A 25,536-nucleotide genomic window follows, 5' to 3' on the forward strand; every position below is an offset into this window, starting at 1 on the left:
GATTACTCTACAGTCAGGATACGCATGTTGTTGGTGCTACCAACAGTATCCATCACGTCACCTTGGGTAACGATCACTAGGTCGCCAGTAGTTAGGAAACCTTTTTCTTTTAGGTTTTCAACAGCGTGTTTAGCTGCTTCTAGACCTGCATCGCTGTCACGATCGAAGAAAACCGGAGTAACACCACGGAATAGTGCAGCGCGGTTTAGCGTGTTCTCGTTGCGAGACATAGCGAAAATTGGCTTGCCAGATGAAATACGAGACATCATCAGTGGCGTACGGCCAGATTCAGTCATAGAGACCATCGCTTTTACGCCTTCCATGTGGTTGGCAGCATACATGGTCGACATCGCAATAGTTTCTTCCGCTGACTCGAAAGTACGCGCTAGGCGGTGGTTAGATACGTTGATGCTTGGCTCTTTTTCTGCACCCATACAAACGCCAGCCATCGCTGTTACTGTTTCTACCGGGTAGCTACCGGCTGCTGTTTCAGCAGAAAGCATAACCGCATCAGTACCATCAAGTACGGCGTTAGCAACGTCCATCACTTCGGCACGAGTCGGCATTGGGCTGGTGATCATGGTTTCCATCATCTGGGTCGCCGTGATCACGGTACGGTTAAGGCTACGAGCACGACGGATCAGTTTCTTCTGAACGCCTACAAGCTCTGGGTCACCGATTTCAACACCTAGGTCACCACGAGCAACCATTACGGCATCAGAAGCCATGATGATGTCATCCATCGCTTCAGTAGTTGCTACCGCTTCTGCACGCTCAACCTTAGCAACTAGCTTGGCTTCAAGGCCTGCTTCCATTGCTAGGCGGCGAGCATATTTCATGTCTTCGCCGTTACGTGGGAAAGATACCGCTAGGTAATCAACACCCATTTGTGCTGCTGTGATGATGTCTGCTTTATCTTTGTCTGTTAGGGCTTCAGCAGAAAGGCCGCCACCTTTCTTGTTGATGCCTTTGTTGTTTGATAGTGGGCCACCCACGGTCACTTCAGTGTGAACCTTGTTACCTTCAACAGAAGTGACTTTTAGCTGAACACGACCATCGTCAAGCAGCAGGATGTCACCTGTCTCAACGTCTTTAGGTAGTTCTTTGTAGTCAAGACCAACAGCTTGCTGATCGCCTTCACCTTTAGCTAGGTCGCTGTCTAGGGTGAACTTGTCGCCGATCGCCAATTGAATCTTGCCGTCTTTGAAAGTTGACACACGGATTTTCGGGCCTTGGAGATCGCCTAGGATAGCAACGTGCTTACCTAGTTTTGCGGCGATTTCACGTACAGTCTTGGTGCGTTGGATGTGATCCTCTGGGCTGCCGTGGGAGAAGTTCATTCGCACAACATTTGCACCCGCTGCGATAATCTTTTCTAGATTGTTATCGCGGTCGGTTGCAGGACCCAAAGTAGTAACGATTTTAGTACGTCTTAGCCTTTCAGACATCGGAAACTCCATCTGTATCATTGGTTACCAATGAAACGATTGCTTGTAGAAATCTGCTTCATTGAATTGCGTGAAATTTTACTACATATAAAGGTAGAAAGAAGCTGTTCTTTATCAACAAACTGTAAGAAAAAAACATATTGTAGGACTAGTTATGCATGTTTTTTCATCATACGGTAGAAAAATTGCAGAATTTTAATAGGCAATGTTGCACGTATTGGCGGAAGTTTGCTCTTGATTGGGGTAAGTGTAGATGATGGATAAGGCTTTAGAGTGGCTAATCGAGTAGGGAAAAGAAAAGGCACGGCCCGAAGCCATGCCTTATCAATCAAACCTTGATGCAATGAATAAAGAAGCTTAAATAATGCCTTCTTTAGTAAAGCGAGAGTCCTTGAGTGACTCTTTTACTCGCTTTAGGTTTTCGCGAAAACCGGCACCACGGCGAAGAGTGAAACCTGTCGCCAGTACATCGATGACGGTCATCTGTACCACACGGCTCGCCATCGGCATGTAGACATCGGTATCTTCTGGCACATCCAAGCAGATGGAGATCGAACATTCACGATCTAGCGGTGAGTCTTTGGCAGTAATGCCGATAACAGTGGCGCCATTTTCACGGGCCATGCGTGCTACCTCAACCAAGCTCTTGGTGCGACCTGTGTGTGAAATCATCACGACAACGTCCCCGTCGCTACAATTGATCACACTCATGCGCTGCATAACGATGTCATCGAAGCAGACAATTGGAATGTTGAAGCGGAAGAATTTATTTTGTGCATCGTGAGCAACAGAGGCCGATGCGCCAAGGCCAAAGAAAGAGATTTTCTTGGCTTGGGTCAACAGGTCAACGGAACGATTCACCTGCATTGGGTCGAGGCTGTTTTTCGCTACGTCCAAGCATGCCATGGTAGATTCAAAGATTTTAGAGGTGTAAGCATCAGGGCCGTCATCTTCTTCGACGTTGCGGTTCACATAAGGCGTACCGTTAGCTAGGCTCTGGGCAAGGTGCAGTTTAAAATCTGGGAAACCTTTTGTATCCAGGCGACGACAGAAGCGGTTAACAGTAGGTTCACTCACATCCGCCATCTTAGCCAGAGTTGCAATGCTCGAATGAATGGCTGTTTGTGGCGATGCTAGGATAACTTCAGCGACTTTACGTTCTGACTTACTGAAGTTATCAAGATTCTTTTGAATTTTCTCTAGGGTATTCATGGCGGTTACCGCTCGTTACTGAATTTCGTTACTGGCTTACTTATCGTATAAAGTGCTTAAAGCCATTTTGATGAAACTATACTACTTTTCATGGATCTGCTCCTAGTAAATCCATGAATATCGCTTTCTCTTTTTATTATAGTTTGACAGGGATCGAATTTTTTCTTTCAGAACTGAAAAGATTTTTAATCAAAATTACGGTTTGAAAGGCTGATTTCGTGTTTTTCTGTAGCTAATTTTCAGTGTGCGGGAATTAATTTACAGGTTGAAATAAATCGAGGTGAAGTTTTGAGCAGCCATGTGAAAATGACTTTCAGGTGGTTGGTAAGAGGTGTAAAGGGATGAAACAGGGAAAAATCAACAAGGTCAGTATATGTGGTTGCGGTTGGCTCGGTTTGCCTTTGGCCAGGCATCTTGCGCAACGAGGTATAGAAACATGGGGCAGCAAGCAGTCGTCCGAACAAGCCGGTAAGTTGGCTGAACACGGTATCCATGGCGTGGCGCTTTCGCTTCCCGACACATTAGCTCAGCCAGAGACACTGTCTTTGGAAATAAAACAGTTCTTGGATACCGATCTGCTGGTTATCAATGTGCCTCCGGGTCGATATGAAGGAGCTGAGGATGATCTGGTGGCTAAAGTAAAACTGCTCTCAGCTACCGCAAGGCAGATTGGCTGTCGTAGAATCGTGTTCATAAGTACTACCGCTGTTTATGGTGAGTGCCAAGGGGTTGTTGATGAGTTGACCGTGCCTCGGCCAGATACTCTGTCAGCGCAAGCACATTATGAGCTTGAGCAGTACTTACTTGCCGAGTGGGGAAGTGAGGCAGTGATCCTGCGCTTGTCTGGTCTCATTGGCCCCAATAGGCATCCCGTTCGATTCTTATCGGGTCGCAAAGGGATTGAGCACGGTAAAGACAAGGTTAACCTTATTCATCAAACAGACTGCATTGCTGCTATTGAGCAGCTAATAGAGTACTGGCCTTCCCAGCAGGTGCTGCACTTAGCTGCGCCGGATCATCCAAGCCGGGAAGTCTACTATCGGCAGATGGCGCATATAGCAGGTTTGCCGTTGCCAGAATTTGTCGAATCTGTTGAGCGTAACAGCAAGGTCATTGATGCGTCGAAAACATGCAATTGGCTATCGTTAACGCTTCGCCATGCCGACTTACTGAACAATAACCCTGAGTGATGAATGCTGTTGGCTCCGAATGGGCAGCTTGAGGTAAGTTGGGTTTAAGCTCATGTTTAAAAATAAAAAAAAGCCCACTGATATTCAGTGGGCGAAAGCTCTATATACACAATTAGGAGTTAGCAGCAGTGGCATCACAAATTAAAGAAGGGCAGGAGCATCCTGTTTAAGTCATAAAGCAATTTGGAAAGTGCTTATGAACCGCGTCTTTAATCTGAATCATGTAATATATGACTGGCGAGTTTTCGATTAGTTCAAAAAAATTTAAAATTATTTTTGATTGGCAAAAAAAAGCCCACTGATATTCAGTGGGCGAAAGCTCTATATACACAATTAGGAGTTTAGCAGCAGTGGCATCATAAACTAAAGCAGCGTATCAAATAGATAATTTATCTAAGTACCGCGTCTTTAATGTGAATGTCACTATATATGACTGGCGCTAAATAAAATGGTTCAAAAAAAATTAGTTTTTTTTGAAAAAGATAAATATTAGGGAAAAATGGGCTATGGGCTATGGGCTATGGGCTATGGGCTATGGGCTATGGGCTATGGGCTATGGGCTATGGGCTATGGGCTATGGGCTATGGGCTATGGGCTATGGGCAAAAAAAAGCCCACTTCAACTGAGTGGGCAACGCTCTATATACAATTAGGAGTTTAGCAGCAGTGGCATTGTTAGATTAAAGAGTAAATGCAATTTGCGGCCAGCAATTTGTGAAAAGTCTTTAATCTGAATGTCACTATATAGGACTGGCTATTTTTCAGTTGGTTCATTAAATTTTGAAAAAAATTGTCTATTTAATCTAACTCTATGATTTTCAATCATGAAGATGATCCCTGTTGAGAAAAATAAACCGCATAATAAAGAAAACCCATCTCCATGGGTGGGGACGGGTTTCGAAGAATGTCTTCTAAGAAAAAGCAGTGGCACTAGTTATGACCCGTAGATGTGGACTTTGTTCCAATTTTTTTTCACTTTCTCAGATTTTTTTTATTTGCTTTGTTCTCAATCCTTTTTCATGAGACGAGATTAAGACAGTTTTTTAGCCACAGTGAGTCTGCCTATTCTCACGGGAAAAGATTGATCACCTTCACGACTTTTGTATTAAACCGCGAAATTATCAATACGTTACAACATGGTGTATATTTGCGACTTGTTAAAAATGTTTCTTGGATGTAAAGTTTAAACAAGTGTTTAATACGGGTGAATGAATATGGCTGGAAAGGGAGAAACCAAGGCACGTATCCTGGATGCTGCCGAGCTACTCTTTGCCGAACACGGCTTCAAAGACACGTCACTGCGAACCATTACCAGCAAAGCTGGGGTGAATCTGGCGTCCGTCAATTATCACTATGGTGACAAGAAAACTTTGGTTAGGGCTGTTCTTGGTCGCTATCTCGAGGCATTCATGCCTTCGTTACAATCAGAACTGGAAGTGCTACTGACCCGCGATGATTTTTCAATGGAAGATGTTTTCCGCTGTATCAAAGATCCGTTGTTATCACTAAATGAATACCGAGCCAATGGAGCGACTGTGTTTATGTCGCTGATAGGTAGGGGGTATACCGATGTTCAGGGCCACTTGCGCTGGTTCATCATGACCCGTTATGACCAAGTATTGAAATTATTTACCACCGCGGTGTGCCGCGCCAACCCTTCTTTGGATCCTGAAACCTTATTCTGGCGCTTGCATTTCACACTCGGGGCATCGGTTTTCACTATGGCCTCGTCTACCGCTCTGTGTGAGATTGCTGAAAATGATTTCTCCCGCAAGGTAAAGCCTGAAGATTTGATCGAGCGTTTGGTGCCATATCTGGCAGCAGGCGTTGCAGCACCAATAGAACAATCGCTTTCGCTAATCAGCGAACAGCCAACAGGAACACAATAAAAGTATGTAATACCCCAAAAAAACCAATAACGATAAAAGTGACAAAAGGACCTGAAACATGAGTACGTTAACCAAGCTAAGAAAACGCTATCTCAGTGATCCCGCATTCAAAATGTTCAAAAAAGTGCTGCCGCCACTTTCCGACACCGAGCGAGAGGCCATGGAGGCCGGTAGTGTATGGTGGGATGGTGAGCTGTTTGGCGGGAATCCGAATTGGAATACCCTCTTAACTTACCCGCAGCCTAAATTGAGTGATGAGGAGCAAGCGTTCATCGACAACAAGCTAGAGCCGCTGTTGGATATGTTGAACGACTATCAGATTGTCCAAGAAGATAAAGATCTGCCACCTGAGGTGTGGGAGTATCTGCGCAAGGAAAAATTCTTCTCGCTGATTATCGGTAAGGAATATGGTGGTTTAGACTTTTCCGCCCACGCCAACTCAACCATCGTAACCCGTATTGCGACCAAGAGCTTGAGTGCGGCGGTATCGGTTATGGTACCTAACTCGTTGGGCCCAGGTGAGCTATTGACTCACTATGGTACCCAAGAGCAGAAAGATTACTGGCTGCCACGCCTAGCCCATGGTGAAGATATCCCATGTTTCGCTCTTACTGGGCCTGAAGCAGGTTCAGATGCCGGTGGTATTCCCGATCAGGGTGTGGTGTGCTACGACGAATACCAAGGCGAGCAAGTGCTGGGTATTCGCGTAAGCTGGAACAAGCGTTACATCACACTGGCTCCCGTAGCTACCGTGCTTGGCTTGGCGTTCAAGTTACAGGATCCTGATGGCTTGATTGGTGACAAGAAAGAGCTGGGTATTACCTGTGCTTTGATCCCGGCGGATCACCCTGGTGTAGAAATCGGTGAGCGCCATGATCCACTTAATCTTGCCTTCATGAACGGACCTACCCGTGGCAATGATGTCTTTATCCCGATGGACTGGGTCATCGGCGGACAGGATTATGTCGGTCGTGGTTGGCGTATGCTGGTGGAGTGTCTGTCTGCAGGCCGTGGTATCTCTCTTCCTGCGCTCGGCACCGCAGTGGGCCACCTGACAGCAAGAACCACAGGTGCTTATGCCTATGTGCGTAAGCAATTCGGTATGTCGATTGGTAACTTCGAAGGTGTAGCACAGGCGATGGGGCGAATCGGTGGTTTCACCTATATGCTAGAAGCATCCCGAACCCTGACGACGACATCTCTCGATATGGACGAAACACCGGGAATCGTCACGGCGATTGCCAAATACCATATGACGGAAATGGCCCGTACCATTCTCAATGATGCCATGGACGTCCATGCCGGACGCGCAATCCAGCTTGGGCCTATGAACTATATCGGTCATCATTACTTTGGTATGCCGGTCGCCATTACTGTGGAAGGGGCCAATATCCTGACCCGAAACCTGATGATATTTGGTCAGGGGGCGACCCGATGCCATCCATATGTATTGAGTGAGATGGAAGCGGCGGCCAACCCGGACAGCAGGGAAGGGGCCAAAGATTTTGATAAGCTGCTAGCCAGCCATATCAGCTTTGCGGTAGGCAATGTCAGCAAGTCGCTGCTCAATGCCTTTAGTGGCTCGCGCTTCAATAGTTCACCTGTCAGTGGCGAAACCGCGACATACTACAAACAGCTGTCGCGTATGAGCCGAGCATTGGCTGTTGCCGCAGACTTTGCCATGTTGAGTCTGGGTGGGGAACTGAAGCGTCGTGAGATGGTGTCGGCACGTTTGGGTGATGTATTAAGTCATTTGTATCTGGCCTCAGCAGTTCTCAAGCGTTACGAAGACGAAGGCCGTCAGCAGCAAGACTTGCCATTTGTTCATTATGGCTTGCAACATTGTTTGCATCAGTGTGGCGTTGCGTTCGACGAAGTGTTGGCTAACTTCCCGCGCAAAGGCATTGGTCGCTTGCTGCGCACCTTGCTGTTCCCACTGGGTATTCACTATGCCGCGCCGAAAGATGAGGACGCAGTGAAGATTGCTGAGCTGCTGATGCGTCCTGGTAAACAGCGTGACCGTCTGACCCATCTTTGCTATGTCGGCAAGCATGAGGATGATCCGGTTGGCTTGATGGAGCGTGCTTTTGTTGCCATGTACGAGGTGAAAGATCTTGAGCGTAAGATCGCCAAGGCTGTCAAAGCTGGTGAGATCCCGCGCAAGGTTTCGTTAACAGAGAAGTTACAAATTGCCCTCGATGCGGGGATCGTCACAGAAGCTGAAGTGAAAAAGATGCAGAATGCAGAGCAACTAAGACAGAGAGCGATTCAGGTGGATCACTTCTCTGCTGCCCACTTCAAAAAAGGCGGCTTGCAACCGGGAAAAGCAGCCTAAGGCTTATGCCTTGTGAACAATAAACCTGGTGTCTCCCATGTGCCACGCAATCGCGTGGCACTTTTTTTGCTCTATTTCTGTGATTTTCCGCGCGGAACACCTCCAACCACTGCTGAAATTAGCGTTTTCGCTCATAAATTTAATGCGATTTTGTCATTTACCTTTTATCCTACTGTCAATTGTGTAAGGGAAGTTGAAAATGATCATCAAACCTAGAATTCGTGGATTTATTTGTACAACGACTCACCCAGTGGGTTGTGAGGAAAACGTCAAAGAGCAGATTGCATACACCAAGGCGCAGGGCCCAATTGCCAATGCCCCTAAGCGTGTGCTGGTGGTAGGTTCATCAAGCGGCTACGGTCTGTCTTCGCGTATTGCTGCTGCATTCGGTGGCGGTGCTGCAACAATTGGTGTGTTCTTCGAAAAGCCGGGTACTGAAAAGAAACCGGGTACAGCAGGCTGGTACAACTCTGCCGCATTCGACAAGTTTGCCAAAGAAGAAGGCCTGTACTCCAAGAGCTTGAATGGTGATGCTTTCTCTCACGAAGCAAAACAGAAAGTAATCGATTTGATCAAAGAAGATCTGGGTCAGATCGACATGGTTGTTTACTCACTCGCTTCTCCAGTTCGTAAAATGCCAGACTCAGGTGAAGTGATTCGCTCTACGCTTAAGCCTATGGGTGAAACCTACACGGCAACAGCTGTTGATACCAACAAAGATGTGCTGATCGAAGCAAGCATCGAGCCTGCAACTGAGCAGGAAGTGGCTGATACTGTTACCGTTATGGGTGGTCAGGATTGGGAACTGTGGATCAATGCCCTATCAGAAGCTGGTGTTCTGGCTGATGGCTGTAAGACTGTTGCCTACAGCTACATTGGTACAGAAATTACTTGGCCAATCTACTGGCACGGTGCGCTGGGCCAGGCGAAAATGGACCTAGACCGTGCAGCGACTGAGTTAAACGACAAACTGTCTGCGACTGGCGGCTCTGCTAACGTTGCAGTACTGAAGAGTGTTGTGACTCAGGCGAGCTCGGCGATTCCTGTTATGCCTCTTTACATCGCTATGGTGTTCAAAAAGATGCGTGAAGAAGGTGTACACGAAGGTTGCATGGAGCAAATCCACCGTATGTTTACCCAGCGTCTGTTCAAAGAAGATGGCAGCGCACCTGAGCTGGACAGTGAAAACCGTCTGCGTTTGGATGACTGGGAACTACGTGAAGACATCCAGAAGCACTGTCGTGATCTGTGGCCTAACGTAACCAACGAGAACCTATTCGACGTCGCTGACTACCAGCAGTACAAAGACGAGTTCTTGAAGCTGTTCGGTTTCGGTATCGAAGCGGTTGACTACGACGCTGATGTGAACCCAGCTGTTGAGTTTGATGTTCAGGACATCTAACGTTGGCTTGAAAGCCTAGCAATAAAAAACCGCCAATATTGGCGGTTTTTTTGTACTGGTTGATTGCTGAAAATCGAGATCAATCTTTTGGCAGTTCAATCACAAAGGCAGCACCTTCAATCGATGCGGTTTTGACATGGATGGTGCCTTTGTAACTCATTACGATTTCATGGCAGACCGACAGGCCAATCCCTTGTCCGGGGTTGAGCTGATCTGCACGGACTCCGCGCTGGAAAATGGCTTCACGCATTTCTTCCGGCACACCTGGGCCATCATCTTCAATGATAATGATGTAACGATCGGGTTTTTCCTGAACAATAACTCTCACTTCGGTGATACAGAAGCGGTAGGCATTTTCCAACAGGTTACCCAGCAACTCCATCAGGTCGCTGCGGTTGACCGGTAGCGTCAATTTATCGTTGAAGAAGCAACGCAGAGAGACGTTTTTCTCGTTATATACCTTGCTGAGCAAACGGCTGAAACTGTCCGTAAGCGGTTTTAGCTCGGTCTTGTCTTTCTGCAGACCTTGCTGGCCCATCATGGCACGCTTTAACTGGTACTGGACTAGCTCATCCATCTGGCTGATTTGCTCCATCACCCGCTGATTTAACTCAAATCGTGGGATCTCTTTGTCATCGAGCAAAGCGTTAGTGGCAGCCAAACGGGTTTTCAAGCTATGTGCCAAGTCATCCATCGCATGGCGGTAACGGCCTTTCTGCGCGTTACTGATCTCAATCAGACGGTTGAGTGCCAAGGTCACATCCTGAAGCTCCATCGGGAAGTCGTCATCCAGCTTGTCACGTTTGGAATCCGTCATTTGATCTAGCTGTGATGCCATTTTGCGCAGTGGCTGGAAGCTCCAGTGGAAAGCAGCAATCAAGAAGGCGATCGCAATCAGGACAAACAGCCCCAAGTAGAATGTGGTGCGCTTGTGCAGCTGGCCAAGTGATGAGACATAGGAGTCACCCGAACGCAAGACAACCAACTGGTAGATGTTGCCACCTTCGCGTTCCTGGCTCATGTTATAGGCAATATAACTCTCGCCCTGGTGGGTCTCTACAAGGGTCGGGACTGGGATACTATCGGGCAGCTCACTACAGATATCACCGATATTGGCTTCTTTCGCTTCATCTGACAGCCAGATGGTGTGATCCGTTTTGTCACAGACCACGGACATATAGTCGGTATCGGAAGGGTCGACGGAGTCTATCCACTTATCGACATCTTTGATCAGGCCCGCACGGTTAAGCTGGGCAACGACCATCGGCATCTGGGCGACCAATTCGGAAGAATAGGCCGCCATATAGCTCTGGCTATAGAGCTGGTTGATCACCCCGGCAAGGGCGGAGGTGATCAATACAATAATGGCCACCGAAGTGACAAGCACCCGGCGGCGTAGCCTTGGCTGGATAATTTTCTTCATTATTGTGCTTGAAGTTCGAAAATGTAGCCCTGACCACGAATGGTGGAAATTGGGTTTTCCTGACCGTTATTGGTGAACTTCTTGCGCAGGCGGCTGATCATCACTTCGATAGTGTTTGGGTCACCTTCCTGATCTTCATAAAGCACATCGAGAAGACGCTGCTTTGACACGACCTGGCGGCTGTGACGCATCAAATATTCCAGCAAGTCGTATTCAAACGCGGTCAGCTCAAGCAGGTTCTCTTGGATAAATACTTGCTTGGCGAGTAGATCGACACGAATGTCACCGGCGGTCATTTCCGGCTTCACAAAGCCTGCACTGCGGCGAACCAACGCACTGAGTCGGGCAACCATTTCTTCTTTCTGGAAAGGTTTGACGAGATAGTCATCGGCACCGGCTTCAAGCCCGGTGACCTTGTCTTGCCAATTAGAGCGGGCGGTCAAAATGAGGATTGGCAAACGCAGGCCTTTCTCACGCATATCTTTGATCAGGCTGATACCATCGCGATCTGGCAGGCCGATATCAACGATAGCCACATCATTTGGGTAATCCTGAGCAAAAAATAAGCCTTCTTCAGCGGTTCCGGCACACTGAACTTGGTGACCCATTTCACTTAGCTGAGATTTCAAGTGGTGGCTCAGAATCGGATCGTCTTCAACAATAAGGATACGCATAGTTTTGATTACCAATAGTTTTTCTATCTATTCAATCAATATACTGAATAGAGTGTGAAGTGGCGAATATTTCCTAGCAATTTGTGGTGCTAATCAGGGATATACGATGAATTTTAACTCTTTATAGCTTAGATGAAATGGACTGAATCTGTGCTGACTCGACAGTGTCGTGTTAAGCAAAAAAAAGCCCCCTGCAGTTTATGCAGAGGGCATGGCGTTTGGCTATGACGATTGTATTCGGGTTTTTAGGCCTAGGTGAAGGCTTCGCCGCTATTAGCTGAGGATCACGTATAGGGTACCGGCAATCGTTAGTAATACGTTGGCAATGGCGTAGGTGCCAGCATAACCCAGTGCAGGGATGGTACTGCGGGCATGTTCATTGATCATGTCCATCGCAGGGGCACAGGTGCGGGCACCGATAATGGCACCAAATAACAAGGCACGGTTCATCTTGAGCACATAGGCACCGAATAAGTAAGCCAGCACTACCGGGATCACGCTTACCATCAAACTGGCCGAAAATACTGCCAAACCGACCTGTGATAGCGAATCGAACAGGTTAGAACCTGCACTTAAGCCGATGCCCACCATAAACACCATCAGGCCGAGATCTTTGGTCATGTTCAGCGCCCCTTGCGGTACATAGCCGAAGGTGGGGTGGTTGGCCCGCAAGAAACCCAGCGTGATACCTGCGACCAATAGGCCGGCAGCACTACCAAGGCCGAAGGCTATTTGGCCAAAGGTCATGGTGATGGTACCTACTAGCAAACCAATGATGAAGAAGCAGCAGAATGCCAACAAGTCGGCGATCTGGCTGTGTACCGAGATGAAACCGATACGCTCGGCAAGGCCCATTACACGGCTCTTTTCACCACTGACCTGGAGGATATCCCCTTTGCTCAGTAGGATATTGTGATCCATCGGCATCTCGATCTGGGCGCGGACAACGCGGTTGAGGAAACAGCCGTACTCCGATAGGTTCAGCTCGGACAGGCGTTTGCCAGCAATACTGTCGTTCTTTACCACTATCTCTTCTTCGACGATACGCAAGTCGAGCAGGTCTCGGTCGAAAACCTCTTTACCGTTACGGAAACTCGGATCCAGACGGGCATGGCTATCCGGGTAGCCGACTAGTGCGATTTCATCACCTTCTTGCAAAATAGCATCACCATCCGGGTTAGCCAGAATGCCGTTTCGGCGGATCCGCTCAATGTAACAACCCGTTTGGCGGTAGATACCCAACTCGCGCAGGTTGCGGCCGTCAATCCAGTTAATGAGCTCAGGGCCTACCCTGTAAGCACGGATGATCGGCAGGTACACCTTACGCTGGGCACTTTCACCAATGCCGCGCTCACGGGCGATCTGCTGAGATGATTCAGCCAGGTTTTGCTTTTGTAATTTAGGCATCAGCTTCGCCAACACAATGACACTGACCAAGCCAATCAAATAGGACATGGCGTAGCCAACACTGATGCTGTCGATGATCTGCTGGATGCTGTCGGGATCGGAAATACTGGATAAGCCGCTCGCTAAGGCATCTTTTGCCCCTACCAGAACAGGTGTTGCCGTCAGAGAGCCTGCCATCAAACCGGTGCTCAAACCTAGGCCAAGCCCGAGGTAGTTGCTCATGGTGACGGTAATGACGATCGCTGAAAGAATAACAACCAGCGCCAGCATTAAATAATGTTTCCCGTCACGGAAAAAGATACCAAAGAAGTTGGGACCTGCTTCGATACCGACACAGAAGATAAACAGCATAAAGCCGATGTTCAGTGCATCTGCATCAAAGGTAAAACCGGCGTTACCAAAAAGGAGGGCGGTGATAAGAACCCCGATAGAGTTCCCCAATTGCATATTCGCTATACGAATCTTTCCGGCCGAGAGACCAACAGCAAGTACCACAAAGAGCAACAGAATATCATTCTGATGAAGGAGTGCGGCGACATCGATATTCACAACAGTTTTTTTCCGAGAAGAGAGACCAGCAACAAAGTGGTGAAATTCTAGCTGATTTTATGTTCTCGGCATACCGAAAATGATCGCTAATAATAGAAAATTTTCGAATTTATTTGCTGGAAAATAAAGCGATAGGTAATAAAAAAGGCTGATATTTCAGCCTTTTTAAGAAAATGTTACTAAACTTGTTGCTTAGGGGTTACTGGAACAAGCCTAGGTTTTCTTTTGCGTATGCTTCGAAATCAGTGCAGCCACCAATGTGCTCTTGATCGATGAAGATCTGAGGTACCGTTTCTACTGGCTTGCCAACAGTTTTTTCAAGGTCAGCTTTGCTGATGCCTTCAGCATGGATATCAACGTAACGGTAGTTAAAGCCTTCGCGCTCTTCTTTTAGTTTGTCTGCTAGATCTTTTGCACGAACACAGAATGGGCAACCTGGGCGGCCGAAAATAACAACGAACATAACGTCTCTCCTTAAATTTGATGGAGTTACTATAACGTGACTGGCAGGGATGAGAAAGAGGGATTTCTCTCTTGCTGTGATAGACAAAACCGATTGAAGATAAATAGCGCAAAATTAATAGAAAATTGACGGTATGAAATGAAGTGTGACACCTCGCAGAGTATCGCGACGACGCTGATATTCAATGGAAAAAAGTTGCTCAGAATCAAAAACAGGAATGAGTAACGGGGCACACTCGATAATAATTAATCAAAAATACGGAATGGAGTGCCTATGTTTCAGTTTATGACGGCCACTCGAATAATCTTCGGGGAAGGCGCACTGAACAACTCGTTGTCGACACTAAACCAGTTCGGTTATAGCGTGCTGTTGGTGACAGGGAGGGACAGTGCCCGAGCAGAGCCATTGATCAGTTATTTCAAGCAGCAGGGAATGCGTTATCAACAAGTGGCTGTGCATGGTGAGCCCCTGATAGCCATGGTGGAAGAGATGGCGGCGATGGGGCGGAAATTCCGGCCTGACATGGTGCTGGCCATTGGCGGCGGTAGTGTATTAGATACCGGCAAGGCACTGGCGGCCTTGATCCCAAATCAAGGTAGTGTGTATGACTATGTAGAAGTCGTCGGACGAAACGTACCGCTGCAGGCTAAACCCATTCCGTTTATTGCAGTACCGACTACAGCCGGTACGGGGGCAGAAGTCAGTAAAAGTGCAGTACTTCGCTCGGCTCAGGAAAATGTCAAAGTGGGGCTACGTAGCCCTGATATGCTACCGGATCTGGCTATTGTCGACCCAACCCTGACCTATGGGATGGATCCCATGATGTCGGGCTGTTGCGGTATGGATGCCTTTACCCATTTGATGGAGTCCTATGTGTGTGGTGAGCCAAACCCGTTGACTGACATGGTGTGTGAGGAAGGTTTGAGACGCTTGTCGGGGGCGATTCTTGCTGCCTGTGAAGATGATGATCCCCGGGCCCGCTCTGATATGGCATTTGCGGCGATGTTAGGAGGAATGGCTTTGGCTAATGCTAAGCTGGGAGCCGCCCATGGTTTAGCCTCATCACTTGGTGGTCGACTCCAGGCTCCCCATGGCTTGATCACTGCCCAGTTAGCTCCCTATGTGATGCAGGAAAATGTGTTGGCAGCCCGTGAAGCGGGCAGGGCGGATGTGCTTAATCGTTACCGCCAGCTAGCGTGTATTTTGACTGGCCGGATGAATGCCGAAATTGTCGATGGCATCGACTGGACGAAACGAACTTTGAAGCGATTGAATTTGCCTTCTGTCACAGACTATGGGTTCTGCAATGTGATGTTTGACGAAGTGGCGGAAGATGCATTGCTGTCTAATTCCATCAAGGGTAATCCTTTGCCGCTGAATAAAGAACGTCTGATGAGTATTCTAAATCAAATTTGCCAGTGCAAAGTCAAAGACTCGAGGTCACAGGATGATCTCTACAGTCAGGAAAATTAATCTGGATAACGGATATTCCTTGTAACCATATAACAGTGGGTCAAAGCGGGGGCCTATGCTAGAGTGACTTATTCGGCTCACTGTTATAGGGATATGTATGAACCAGACGATTGAAACCATTTTACAGCACCGTTCTATTCGAAAATTTACTACCGAGCCAATTAGTGAAAGCCAGCGAAATACTATTTTAGACTGTGCAATTGCAGCCTCTTCTTCGAGTTTCATTCAATGTGTCAGTATCATCCGTGTTACCGATCCTGAAATGAGAGTGCTATTGGCTGAATACGCGGGTGGTCAGGAATATGTTGCCAGTGCGGCTGAGTTCTTTGTTTTCTGTGCTGATTACAACCGTCATCAGCAAATCTATCCTGAAGCTAAACTGGGCTTTACCGAACAAACACTTATCGGTGCAGTAGATGCTGCGCTAATGGCACAAAACGGATTGCTCGCTGCAGAATCGCTAGGCCTTGGTGGGGTGTATATCGGTGGTTTAAGAAATAACCCAGACAAAGTCGCGACATTATTGTCCTTGCCTCAGCATGTCTTGCCGCTATTTGGTCTTTGCCTTGGTCATCCAGCCCAATCCCCAGAGGTGAAGCCTCGCCTGCCTCGTTCTATCGTGGTGCATGAAAATCGTTATTCCGCGCTGGATATGGATAAGCTTGCCAGTTACGACCAACACGTAAGGCAATATTACCAAACCCGCACCGGAGGTAATAAAGAAATGTCTTGGAGTGAGCAAATTTCAGGCACGCTAAATAAAGAAGCCCGGCCATTTATGAAGCAGTTTATTGAAGGACAAGGTTTTAGCCTGAAATAAAATGCGGCAGCATCATGTTCGCTGGAAAACGCAATTTGGCCAATTAAACAGTTTTTAGCTAAAAGTGATGGGAAAATCTGCGAAAAAGTTGACCTTATGTCAAATTTCAATCAAAACCTGCTAAAAGTAATTGATGAACTTTTTATAAAACATTGAGTCAGATAGAATAGTATCGATAGAAAAGACAATAATAACCGGCCTGAAACACTCAGGCTGGAAATGAATCGGAACACGAATCTATGAAGTATGTTGGGAAAGTAGCCAGCATGGTGTTGCTTGCTGCTTTGCTCGCTGGCTGCGCCAGCACGCCAGACAATGACAGCGGTTTATCATCGGAAGTAAATGTAGAAAGCGTACTTCAGTCTGCCAGTAAAGTGCATCGCCACTGGCGCAATACCCTTGTCGACGCAGAAGGCTTGAAGCTATATGCGCCGGAAAGGTATGCCACTATGATGGAGAGTTGGCAACGAGCCGATAATCTGTTCAAAGATATCCAGTCCTCTCCCGAACTTGCCAACCAGAGTTATTCATTGTTTTCTTCAGTGACCTATCTTGATCGCTTTTATGGTGATATCGAGGTGGTAGAAAACAACCATACAGAATTAGTCGAGCTCAAGAAGATCGCCGACAGGGTACTGGAGCCTGCCATGACTCAGCTGGCTTATCTCAATTCGATAGATGCCAATGCCCATTACCGCAGCGAGTTCGTTCGCTTAAACCGGTTTTACGGCAATCTTTTTGCGTTTGTCGCTCGCGGTGATCTAAATCGCGCCCGAGAAGAACAGACTGAATTCCTCTCCCGCGCTCATAGCTTGGAAGTTCGGGTCATCAAGCGCATCTACATCACTCCACAAGAAGAAGCGTTGCGCCAGCTACGCCGTGAAGATGTCCGCTACTATGCACCGCTTAGTTACGCCAGGGTAGAAGAAGAAATCAAAGCCGGTAAAGATTTAATTGATAAACAGCCGCGTGCCTTTGATGCAATTAATCAGGTTGTCTCTGCCATTGAGTTCGAGCTTGCTCACGCAGCCCACATTGCTGAGGAAGTGAAATACCTGCGTGATCGCAACCGTGATGAATATGAAAGCTATATTCTGGTCATGGAGGGGAAGCTGCTGGGCATTTCGAAAGCACTGAATGATTCTGATCTGCGTGACCAACCACTCGCAGAGCAAGCCAAGCGCCTAAGCAAAGAAGCGGCAGAAACGCGTGAGCAATATGAAATAGCCAGCCGTAAACAGCAGCCGAACCAACAACAGGCCCAGCTCGAAACCTTGAAGGGGTTGATCCAGGCACAGAACCAACAGATTGCGCTCCTTCAAGCTCAGTTATCAGCGGTTGCTCCGCCGGTTTCAGTACAAGCAAAGAACACACCTCAAGATACATCTGACTTGGTTGAGTCAGAACAAGACGGTGAAGCTAGCCCTGTGACTCAAGATGAGGTTGAAGCTGATAGCTCTATTCGTGGTGAAGAACAAGAGTCTGATGTTGAGCAATTGGAATACAACAACAGTGCAGTTGCAACGACCAGCAATGTAGAAGGCACTGAGCAGGAGATATAACTTCGCCCTCGCTTCGCGAGTGATTAATGAGCAGTTTTAAAAAAGCAGCATTTATGCTGCTTTTTTTGTACCTGTTATTTCTGGATTAGAGCCAGGGAGAGTAAAAACTGAGGAAAATGCAATTTATGACAGGTTGTGAAAAAATAGAGATTTGATGATGTGTTTAACTTTTTGTTTTTAATGGTTTTATTTTGCGGTGTAACCGTTTGAATATCTATTGTGATTACATTTTCTAACACTTAGTTGTAATTGAAGATTAAAAATAACTTTACATAAAAGTGGAAAATTCCAACTTTTTTTTAGTTTGGTTAAGTTTTGCACGGGTTTTGGCTTGATTTGCCTGTCGGCGTCCTTTAGAATTCGCCGCGCATTGATTGATGCATCCAAATTTTAATCTTTATCATTTTTGTTGAATTACTCCTATTTGAGGAAAACATGTCTACGAAACTAGCTAACCCAGCACCACTAGGTCTTATGGGCTTTGGTATGACTACCATCCTTCTGAACATCCACAATGCGGGTTTCTTCCCAATTGATTCGATGATCCTAGCTATGGGTATTTTTTACGGTGGCTTGAGCCAAGTTATCGTAGGCATGATGTGCTTCAAGCGTGGTGACACGTTCGGTACGACTGCATTTACTTCTTACGGTCTATTCTGGCTGACGCTAGTTGGTCTGATCGTAATGCCTTACATGGGTCTACCGGCTAGCCCTGCAAGCTTTATGGGCTGGTACCTACTGCTATGGGGTATCTTCACAGGCTTCATGTTCATTGGTTCACTATGCTACCCACGTGCTAAGCAGTTCGTATTCGGCTCTCTAACTGTACTGTTCTTCCTATTGGCAGCACGTGATTTCACTGGCAGCACACTGATCGGTACTATCGCTGGTTTCGAAGGTATCATCTGTGGTGCAAGTGCTATCTACTTCGCAATGGCACAGGTACTTAACAACGAGTACGGTCGTACTATCCTGCCTGTAGGCGAGCTGAAAAAAGACAAAGCGCTAAAAGCTGCTGCTTAATGTAAGCGTATCGCTGATTACTAGAACCCGCCTTTATGGCGGGTTTTTTTATTCTTGTTCAGCCAGTTCATGGGAATGGGTATAAGCTTATTGCATTGCGTGTAGCTGATGACAAGGATAAGAAAATGGCACAACGTTATGCAGCCCTGATGGGGGCGCTGGTGGCTGATGCAGCCAGTATGGGGACCCATTGGATCTATTCTCCGGAGCGAATCCGCACCCTCCAATCTCTTCCGCATTTTCCTTTTATCGAGCCGGATGCCCACCATTATGAAGGGGTAGAAGGTTACTATGCCCATGACAAGCTTACGGCTGGGGAGCTAACCATCTATGGCGAATGGCTAGCCTTGTATATCCGCTTGCTCAGCGAACCCGATGTCGAGACTCACCGTGTGCAGCAGGAAATTTTGGATTATTTCGGACCCGGCGGGGAGTTCATCGGCTATGTCGATACTCCGACCAAGGCGTTGCTGCTGTCTTTGTTCTCTTTACCTCCTGAAGACTGGCCGGAAGATTCTGGCAGTGATGATGATCAGAACCCGGCTCTGTGTGCAGTGCCGGCTTTGGTGGCGCTAAAGATGCCGTCGGAGAAACTGGAAAGCGAAATTGATCGTATTGTTGGGGTGACCCATCAAAATGAGCAGGCTTTGGCATGTGCCAAGGCATTTGCCAGTGCTCTTAATGAAGCTTTGCGTTCTCGACGAATGGATCCTGTCCTCAATGTGCTGAAGGTCAAATGCCCTGAGCCAATCATGGAGAAAATAGAGCAGGCTAGGGGGCTCAGCGGGGATGTCAATGATCTCAGCCATGTGTTGTCGATTGCCAACAGTGCTTGTCATCTGGCTGATAGTTTGCCGATGGCGGCGTGGATACTGCAAAACAGCTCGAGCTATACCGAGGCTATTCTTAATAACATCGCGGTGGGCGGTGACAGCTGCGGCCGGGGGATCTTGGTCGGGGCGATTGCCGGGGCCTGTTATGGCTTTGGTGATACGCAGGGTATTCCGATTTCGTGGGTTACGACATTGCAATGCGGCGAAGCGTTGGCAGAAGATATCGAGCAGCTGCTACACAGCGCGGGTGGGGCATTCTAAGCAGTGCTTCCCTAAACGGCAGGCATAAAAAAGCTACCCGTGTGGGTAGCTTTCTATTCTTCATAAGGGCTATTAGCAAATCACTTTGATTGCCAGGCCACCCTGTGATGTTTCACGGTATTTCGCGTTCATGTCTTTACCGGTTTCAAGCATCGTTTCGATAACTTTGTCCAGAGATACGCGAGGCTCAGAAGAGCGGCGAAGTGCCATACGTGAAGCATTGATCGCTTTAACCGCGGCGATACCGTTACGCTCGATACATGGAACCTGTACCTGACCTGCAACTGGGTCACAAGTTAGACCTAGGTTGTGCTCCATTGCGATTTCAGCTGCCATACATACTTGCTCAGGGCTACCACCCATAAGCTCAGCAAGACCAGCTGCTGCCATAGAACATGCCACACCCACTTCACCCTGACAGCCAACTTCAGCACCAGAGATAGACGCGTTACGCTTGTAAAGGCCGCCGATTGCGCCAGAAGCTGCGAAGTAACGGGTGTATTCTTTCGGGCCAACAGGCTGAATGAATTTGTCGTAGTAAGCAAGAACGGCAGGAATGATACCGCAAGCACCGTTGGTTGGTGCGGTAACAACACGGCCACCGGCTGCGTTTTCTTCGTTAACAGCGAAAGCGTACATGTTAACCCAGTCAACAACCGTCATTGGGTCGTTGCTTAGTTTTTCAGTTGTCATTAGCTGCTGGCGAAGTGCTGCTGCACGACGTGGTACACGTAGTGGACCAGGCAGGATACCTTCTTCGCTCATACCGCGATCCATACATTCACGCATGGTGCGCCAGATATTGGCAAAGTAAGTGTTGATTTCGTCTTCGGCGTTCATCGCACGCTCGTTGGTCATTACCATTGAGCTCACAGATAGGCCGTTTTCCTTACACTGGTTTACTAGCTCTTCTGCTGTCGTAAACATGTAAGGGACTTTTACCGATGATTCAGAAGATTTGCCGAAGTTCTCTTCGTCAACAATGAAACCACCACCAATAGAGTAGTAAGTCTTGGTGTACGCTTCTTCCTCGCCGATGAAAGCGTGGATAGTCATACCGTTTTCGTGAAGAGGAAGGTTAGTAGTATGGAAGTTCATACCGCCTTCACGAGGGAAATCGACAGTGTGGCAGTGCATGCCAACTGGAAGGCGCTCTGTTTCTTCAACGCGGGCGATAAAGCCTGGGATGCTGTCGATATCAACATGCTCAGGGCTGTTGCCAGCCAGGCCCATAATAATTGCGATATCAGTGTGGTGACCTTTACCGGTTAGAGAAAGCGAACCGTAAACATCCACGGTAATTTTAGTCACGTCACGAAGCTTGCCCATGGCACGCAGGTCATCGATGAACTCTTTACCTGCTTTCATTGGGCCGACAGTGTGCGAACTGGAAGGACCCACACCGATTTTATAGATATCAAAAACACTGATCATTGCTAATACCTCAGTCAGGGCAACTGTCTAGTTACCGTGAGACTGTATAGTTTTTATCATTCTCGCCCCTTCCTTGGCGAGATAATCAAAAATAAAAGAGCAGGGGCAAACGCGTCCTGCTCTTTAGTGGCTCTATTTTACGGAATTTGAGTCAGAAGACTATGCGTTGTAGCACATTTTCTTACAAATTCACTTAGCGCTGGTGAATTATCACTAAGTTGGTGATAATCCGCCTTATAGTGCACCGTAGATTACAGAAGTAATCGCTGCAATACCACATAGCGCTGTGAAAATCTGAGCAGGAGCAGATGTTTTGTACTTAGCCATTGCTGGTACTTTCTGCATTGCAAAGATTGGCATTAGGAACAGGATAGCGGCAATCATTGGCGCGCCCATTGTTTCAATCATGCCCAGGATGCTTGGGTTAACTACTGCAACAATCCAAGTTGTTACTACGATGAAACCTAGAGAAATTTTCTCGATCTTGCTCTTTGGCATGTCAGAGCGAGACTTAACTAGACCAACTAGACCTTCGTGTGCACCTAGGAAGTGGCCGAAGTAGCTAGAAGTAATCGCAGCGAACGCAACCATAGGACCCATCAGAGAAATCATTGGAGACTCATGGATGTTTGCAAGGTAAGACAGTACAGAGATGTTCTGTGCTTGTGCGTCAGCTAGTTGCTCTGGAGACAGAGAAAGTACTACAGAGAATACGAAGAACATTACGAAGCCCATCAGCATCATTGCTGCGCCACCAGTGATCATGTCAGTTTTCTGTACTGCATTTTCACCGTAAACACGACGCTGTTCTTTAGAGAACTGAGAGATGATTGGGCTGTGGTTGAATGAGAACACGATGATTGGAATTGCTAGCCAGATGATAGAAGGCATTGAACCCCAGTCTGGGCTAACAGACATCATTGAAGCGTTCCAGTCAGGAATCAGGTATACAGATAGTGCTAGTAGAACGAATACTAGTGGGTAAACCATTGCTGAAGTTGCTTTCAGCATCAATTCTTTACCAAATACAACACCAGCAGTCATTGCCATGATTAGGCCACCAGACAGGATCCAGCGTGGAAGAGATTCCATGCCTAGCTGGTTAACCATGAAAGAGTCAACAGTATTGGTAATACCTACACCGTAGATAAGAACGATTGGGTAGATGGCGAAGAAGTAAGCAAAAGTGATGATGTTTGCGCCAGCTTTACCGAAGTGTTCTTCAACAGTATCAGTAATATCTGCGTCTGGGTTTTTCGCAGAAAGAACGAAACGAGCCAAGCTCTTGTGAGCAAACCAAGTCATTGGAAGAGCAAGCAGGGCTAGGATAACAAGAGGCCAGAAACCGCCGGCACCCGCTTTGATTGGCAGGAACAATACGCCCGCGCCAACAGCAGTACCGAAAAGAGATAGTGCCCATGTTACGTCTTTATACGTCCATCCTGCTTTTGCAGCGCTAGTCGCTACGGTGCTTGTAGATGTTTGCATGATTATATATCCAAAGTTAATTACGGAACGGAAATTAGGAACGGAGCGCATTTTCGTGATTTATTGCAGGAAAACCTTGATCGAGATCTCGTTCTGTAACGGGGCGAAATTGCAATACAATTTAGTGTGATCTTGATCACATTGAAGGGTGGGGTAAAATTAGGGAAATTATCGTGTCAGATTAGTTTTGCTCATGCCAGAGCTGATCCGACAGTACTTTGAGCATCTGGGCTGTGGCACCCCAAATTGAATATTTGCTGAATGGGACTGAATAAATATTGTGTATTTTTCCATCAAGCGTAACTTTCTGTGTCTTGATATTCATCGGGTTTAATACATGTTCGATAGGGGCTTCGAACAATTCATCAACCTCGTTTGGATCCAGTTCTGGTCTGTAATTAGGTGAGATAACCGATAAGTAAGGCGTGACGATATAACCACTGATAGTGGGTAAGCTAGGTAGCTGTCCAACAATACTGTCACGGTTGCATAAAATGCCAGTCTCTTCATGGGTCTCACGCAGGGCGGTATCAATCAAATCAACATCTTGTGGCTCATAACGCCCACCAGGAAAAGAAACTTGGCCTGGATGATGCTTTAAATGGTCTGCACGGCGGGTGAAGATCATGCTGAAAGACCCATGACGTGGCACAAGAGGTATGAGTACGGCAGCAGGCTTTAAGGCATGGCCTTCGCTAATATGTTGGCGAACACGGCGGGTGTGGCTTTTATCGTAGCTAGCCTGTGGTGCTAGCAGAAAGCGGGTAATGATCTGTTGTTGGCAATTCATAAACCTTCCGTGGTGTTACTGTTACGGCATACTAATAACTATAGATGTTGAAACAGCCACTTAGCGAATTGATTTTAATACTAGGCGTTTTCAATGCTGCGGATCCTTGCAGCACTAATCTAATAAGACTATCGGTAAATGAGGGCCAAGCCAATAAAAATAATTGTTTTGGCCTTCACCTCCTGCCAATGAAATACGGAGGCTAGTTTTCCAGTACAGGCAGAATCCGACTTAGTTTATCGAGAGTTTCTTGGTATTCACTGTCAGCCTGGCTGTCGGCGACAATGCCGCCACCGGCCCATACATGAAGCTTCTGATCGTTAGCCACCAAGGTACGGATAGTGATACTGGTGTCCATCTGGCCGCAACGGCTAATATAACCAATACTGCCGCAATAGGCACTGCGGCGATTAGGCTCCAGCTCTTCGATGATTTCCATCGCCCTGATCTTCGGTGCCCCGGTAATCGATCCGCCAGGGAAGCAAGCACGTAGGAGATCGGTTGGGGTATATTGCTCATCCAACTCGCCCGTGACGGTACTGACTAAGTGGTGCACTGCCGGGAAGCTTTCTACATCAAACAACAACGGCACCTTGACGGAACCCGGCTTGGCAACTCGGCCAATATCATTACGCAGCAAATCGACAATCATCAGGTTCTCCGAGCGATCTTTCTCGGTTGAACGCAACTCTTCAGCCAACGCCTTGTCAAGGGCAGGATCAGAATCGCGTGGTCGGGTCCCCTTGATCGGTTTGGTTTCTATATAGCCTTCACGGTGCTGAAGGAATCTTTCCGGCGAAACCGAAAGAATCGCACTGTCGCTGGTTCGCAGGAAGCCAGAGAATGGCGCACCGTTACGCTCTTCCAACAAGCGATATGCCTGCCACTCATCACCTTGATAACTCGCCGAAAAACGCTGGGTTAGGTTGATTTGATAACAGTCACCTGACAGCAAATACTGCTGGATTCGATCGAATTTGTTGCAATATTCGTCTTTATCCATGTTGGCTTGCCATGGTGATGTTAATGCAAACGCAGTTGGGTGTTGCGATTTGGTAGCAGCAACGCTTTGCTCAGTGGCACAATGGTGCTGCTGTAGCCAATGTTTACGATTACTGCCTTCAGGGGACACTAAATAAAGCTGCTCAGTTTGATGATCGGCTATTAATGCCCAGTCATAAATGCCGACGGCCATGTCAGCGGTCGCAATATCGTGTTTGGCGGTGCTGGCTATTTTTTCGACTCTACGGCCGAGATCGTAGCTGAACAATCCGACGGCACCGCCGATAAAAGGTACATCTTTCAAAGGGCTTGTCGAAGGAACCAACTGCTCTTGTAGCGACTGGATCAGCGCGAACGGGTCATCACTGCTCGTCTTTTCATCACCATTTGAAAAATTAATATGAGTTGTTTCACCATATGTCTCTAAAGTGGCTAAAGGATCAGCAACTAAAATGTCGAAGCGATTATCTGGGTGATCAGAAGCCGCCGAGCGTAATATCATAGCCCAAGGCTGGCCCGCAAACGATTCAAACCACGTTAGCGAGGCGTCTTTGTGGTAGTCGAGTTGTTCGATACTCAGTTCTGGATGCGATTTACAAATCATTTTCTTTTTTGTGACAGGTGTACGTTTGCCGCATGGCGCGAATTTATCCGCAAGAGTATCATAAACACAGAATTTAATCCGACGCCCAAGGACGTCCTGAGAGCATTATTTTTAGCTGGTAGCACTGAAATAGGCTTGATGGAGAAATGCCATGAGGATCATGGCCGCGTGGTTGCATTTTTCTACTGAGAATGTGAATCACACCCTACACTGGAAGCATAAAAATCGGGCGCCAGGGAATGATAAAAAATCAAC

Annotated in this window: 19 protein-coding genes; 9 read left to right on the forward strand and 10 right to left on the reverse strand. The window is 47.4% G+C overall.

Annotation, left to right across the window (positions count from 1 at the left end; all coding sequences use genetic code 11):
- Positions 1–2: 2 nt before the first annotated feature.
- Both pyk and ACXAD4_RS05815 read right to left on the reverse strand, forming a co-directional pair.
- Positions 3–1,448, reverse strand: a complete 1,446-nt coding sequence (gene pyk / locus ACXAD4_RS05810) for a pyruvate kinase (RefSeq protein WP_475239512.1) — start codon at positions 1,446–1,448, stop codon at positions 3–5.
- A gap of 357 nt (positions 1,449–1,805) precedes the next feature.
- On the reverse strand, positions 1,806–2,660 hold the full coding sequence (locus tag ACXAD4_RS05815; protein WP_107297457.1) for a MurR/RpiR family transcriptional regulator: 855 nt from the start codon (positions 2,658–2,660) through the stop codon (positions 1,806–1,808).
- 341 nt (positions 2,661–3,001) lie between these two features.
- Between ACXAD4_RS05815 and ACXAD4_RS05820 the strand changes: the two genes are divergently transcribed.
- The 4 genes from ACXAD4_RS05820 (at position 3,002) to fabV (ending at position 9,475) form a co-directional block, all read left to right on the forward strand.
- Complete coding sequence (locus tag ACXAD4_RS05820; RefSeq protein ID WP_475239514.1) at positions 3,002–3,850, forward strand: SDR family oxidoreductase; 849 nt, start codon at positions 3,002–3,004, stop codon at positions 3,848–3,850.
- A 1,213-nt stretch (positions 3,851–5,063) separates the two neighbouring features.
- Positions 5,064–5,738, forward strand: coding sequence for a TetR family transcriptional repressor PsrA (gene psrA, locus ACXAD4_RS05825; protein ID WP_475239515.1), 675 nt, complete (start codon positions 5,064–5,066; stop codon positions 5,736–5,738).
- Between the two features lie 58 nt (positions 5,739–5,796).
- The gene (locus tag ACXAD4_RS05830; protein WP_475239518.1) at positions 5,797–8,073 is read left to right on the forward strand and encodes an acyl-CoA dehydrogenase; all 2,277 of its coding nucleotides are present in this window, start codon (positions 5,797–5,799) and stop codon (positions 8,071–8,073) included.
- A gap of 199 nt (positions 8,074–8,272) precedes the next feature.
- Entirely contained in the window at positions 8,273–9,475 is a 1,203-nt protein-coding gene (gene fabV, locus ACXAD4_RS05835; protein WP_475239519.1) for an enoyl-ACP reductase FabV, read from the forward strand.
- A gap of 79 nt (positions 9,476–9,554) precedes the next feature.
- On the opposite strand, the gene ACXAD4_RS05840 is transcribed toward fabV, so the two are convergent.
- From ACXAD4_RS05840 to ACXAD4_RS05855, 4 genes are all read right to left on the reverse strand, one after another.
- Positions 9,555–10,898, reverse strand: coding sequence for an ATP-binding protein (locus tag ACXAD4_RS05840; RefSeq protein WP_475239521.1), 1,344 nt, complete (start codon positions 10,896–10,898; stop codon positions 9,555–9,557).
- Entirely contained in the window at positions 10,898–11,572 is a 675-nt protein-coding gene (locus ACXAD4_RS05845) for a response regulator (protein ID WP_107297463.1), read from the reverse strand. Before ACXAD4_RS05845 ends, ACXAD4_RS05840 begins: the two co-directional genes overlap by 1 nt.
- Positions 11,573–11,845: 273 nt before the next feature.
- Positions 11,846–13,528, reverse strand: coding sequence for an aspartate:alanine antiporter (locus ACXAD4_RS05850; RefSeq protein WP_475239524.1), 1,683 nt, complete (start codon positions 13,526–13,528; stop codon positions 11,846–11,848).
- Positions 13,529–13,727: 199 nt separating this feature from the next.
- Entirely contained in the window at positions 13,728–13,991 is a 264-nt protein-coding gene (locus tag ACXAD4_RS05855) for a GrxA family glutaredoxin (protein ID WP_317524380.1), read from the reverse strand.
- A 273-nt stretch (positions 13,992–14,264) separates the two neighbouring features.
- Here ACXAD4_RS05855 and ACXAD4_RS05860 point away from each other — a divergent pair, with 273 nt between their 5' ends.
- From ACXAD4_RS05860 to ACXAD4_RS05880, 5 genes are all read left to right on the forward strand, one after another.
- Entirely contained in the window at positions 14,265–15,464 is a 1,200-nt protein-coding gene (locus tag ACXAD4_RS05860) for an iron-containing alcohol dehydrogenase (RefSeq protein WP_475239528.1), read from the forward strand.
- Positions 15,465–15,561: 97 nt separating this feature from the next.
- The gene (gene nfsA / locus ACXAD4_RS05865; protein ID WP_475239530.1) at positions 15,562–16,284 is read left to right on the forward strand and encodes an oxygen-insensitive NADPH nitroreductase; all 723 of its coding nucleotides are present in this window, start codon (positions 15,562–15,564) and stop codon (positions 16,282–16,284) included.
- Positions 16,285–16,523: 239 nt separating this feature from the next.
- Positions 16,524–17,846 (forward strand): hypothetical protein, encoded by a 1,323-nt coding sequence (locus tag ACXAD4_RS05870; protein ID WP_475239532.1) that lies wholly within the window; start codon positions 16,524–16,526, stop codon positions 17,844–17,846.
- Positions 17,847–18,281: 435 nt separating this feature from the next.
- Positions 18,282–18,869, forward strand: a complete 588-nt coding sequence (locus tag ACXAD4_RS05875) for an acetate uptake transporter (protein ID WP_039457464.1) — start codon at positions 18,282–18,284, stop codon at positions 18,867–18,869.
- Positions 18,870–18,994: 125 nt separating this feature from the next.
- Positions 18,995–19,963, forward strand: coding sequence for an ADP-ribosylglycohydrolase family protein (locus ACXAD4_RS05880; protein ID WP_475239534.1), 969 nt, complete (start codon positions 18,995–18,997; stop codon positions 19,961–19,963).
- Between the two features lie 72 nt (positions 19,964–20,035).
- Here ACXAD4_RS05880 and ACXAD4_RS05885 read toward each other — a convergent pair whose 3' ends face one another.
- The 4 genes from ACXAD4_RS05885 to pabB all read right to left on the reverse strand — a co-directional run bounded on the left by ACXAD4_RS05885 (position 20,036) and on the right by pabB (position 25,281).
- Entirely contained in the window at positions 20,036–21,397 is a 1,362-nt protein-coding gene (locus tag ACXAD4_RS05885; RefSeq protein ID WP_475239535.1) for an L-serine ammonia-lyase, read from the reverse strand.
- A gap of 234 nt (positions 21,398–21,631) precedes the next feature.
- Positions 21,632–22,885: an aromatic amino acid transport family protein gene (locus tag ACXAD4_RS05890; RefSeq protein ID WP_107297470.1), complete on the reverse strand. Its 1,254-nt coding sequence runs from the start codon at positions 22,883–22,885 to the stop codon at positions 21,632–21,634.
- Between the two features lie 181 nt (positions 22,886–23,066).
- On the reverse strand, positions 23,067–23,675 hold the full coding sequence (locus ACXAD4_RS05895; protein ID WP_475239537.1) for a CoA pyrophosphatase: 609 nt from the start codon (positions 23,673–23,675) through the stop codon (positions 23,067–23,069).
- A 202-nt stretch (positions 23,676–23,877) separates the two neighbouring features.
- A complete protein-coding gene (gene pabB, locus ACXAD4_RS05900; RefSeq protein WP_475239538.1) occupies positions 23,878–25,281 on the reverse strand; it encodes an aminodeoxychorismate synthase component I in 1,404 nt (467 codons plus the stop codon).
- Between the last annotated feature and the right edge of the window lie 255 nt (positions 25,282–25,536).

Source organism: Photobacterium sp. AWH4_225, from assembly GCF_056158405.1.

Bases quoted from the DNA above. Each gene is read 5' to 3' on its own strand.
- pyk (WP_475239512.1), bottom strand. From the start codon at position 1,448: ATGTCTGAAAGGCTAAGACGTACTAAAATCGTTACTACTTTGGGTCCT.
- ACXAD4_RS05815 (WP_107297457.1), bottom strand. From the start codon at position 2,660: ATGAATACCCTAGAGAAAATTCAAAAGAATCTTGATAACTTCAGTAAG.
- ACXAD4_RS05820 (WP_475239514.1), top strand. From the start codon at position 3,002: ATGAAACAGGGAAAAATCAACAAGGTCAGTATATGTGGTTGCGGTTGG.
- psrA (WP_475239515.1), top strand. From the start codon at position 5,064: ATGGCTGGAAAGGGAGAAACCAAGGCACGTATCCTGGATGCTGCCGAG.
- ACXAD4_RS05830 (WP_475239518.1), top strand. From the start codon at position 5,797: ATGAGTACGTTAACCAAGCTAAGAAAACGCTATCTCAGTGATCCCGCA.
- fabV (WP_475239519.1), top strand. From the start codon at position 8,273: ATGATCATCAAACCTAGAATTCGTGGATTTATTTGTACAACGACTCAC.
- ACXAD4_RS05840 (WP_475239521.1), bottom strand. From the start codon at position 10,898: ATGAAGAAAATTATCCAGCCAAGGCTACGCCGCCGGGTGCTTGTCACT.
- ACXAD4_RS05845 (WP_107297463.1), bottom strand. From the start codon at position 11,572: ATGCGTATCCTTATTGTTGAAGACGATCCGATTCTGAGCCACCACTTG.
- ACXAD4_RS05855 (WP_317524380.1), bottom strand. From the start codon at position 13,991: ATGTTCGTTGTTATTTTCGGCCGCCCAGGTTGCCCATTCTGTGTTCGT.
- ACXAD4_RS05860 (WP_475239528.1), top strand. From the start codon at position 14,265: ATGTTTCAGTTTATGACGGCCACTCGAATAATCTTCGGGGAAGGCGCA.
- nfsA (WP_475239530.1), top strand. From the start codon at position 15,562: ATGAACCAGACGATTGAAACCATTTTACAGCACCGTTCTATTCGAAAA.
- ACXAD4_RS05870 (WP_475239532.1), top strand. From the start codon at position 16,524: ATGAAGTATGTTGGGAAAGTAGCCAGCATGGTGTTGCTTGCTGCTTTG.
- ACXAD4_RS05875 (WP_039457464.1), top strand. From the start codon at position 18,282: ATGTCTACGAAACTAGCTAACCCAGCACCACTAGGTCTTATGGGCTTT.
- ACXAD4_RS05880 (WP_475239534.1), top strand. From the start codon at position 18,995: ATGGCACAACGTTATGCAGCCCTGATGGGGGCGCTGGTGGCTGATGCA.
- ACXAD4_RS05885 (WP_475239535.1), bottom strand. From the start codon at position 21,397: ATGATCAGTGTTTTTGATATCTATAAAATCGGTGTGGGTCCTTCCAGT.
- ACXAD4_RS05890 (WP_107297470.1), bottom strand. From the start codon at position 22,885: ATGCAAACATCTACAAGCACCGTAGCGACTAGCGCTGCAAAAGCAGGA.
- ACXAD4_RS05895 (WP_475239537.1), bottom strand. From the start codon at position 23,675: ATGAATTGCCAACAACAGATCATTACCCGCTTTCTGCTAGCACCACAG.
- pabB (WP_475239538.1), bottom strand. From the start codon at position 25,281: ATGATTTGTAAATCGCATCCAGAACTGAGTATCGAACAACTCGACTAC.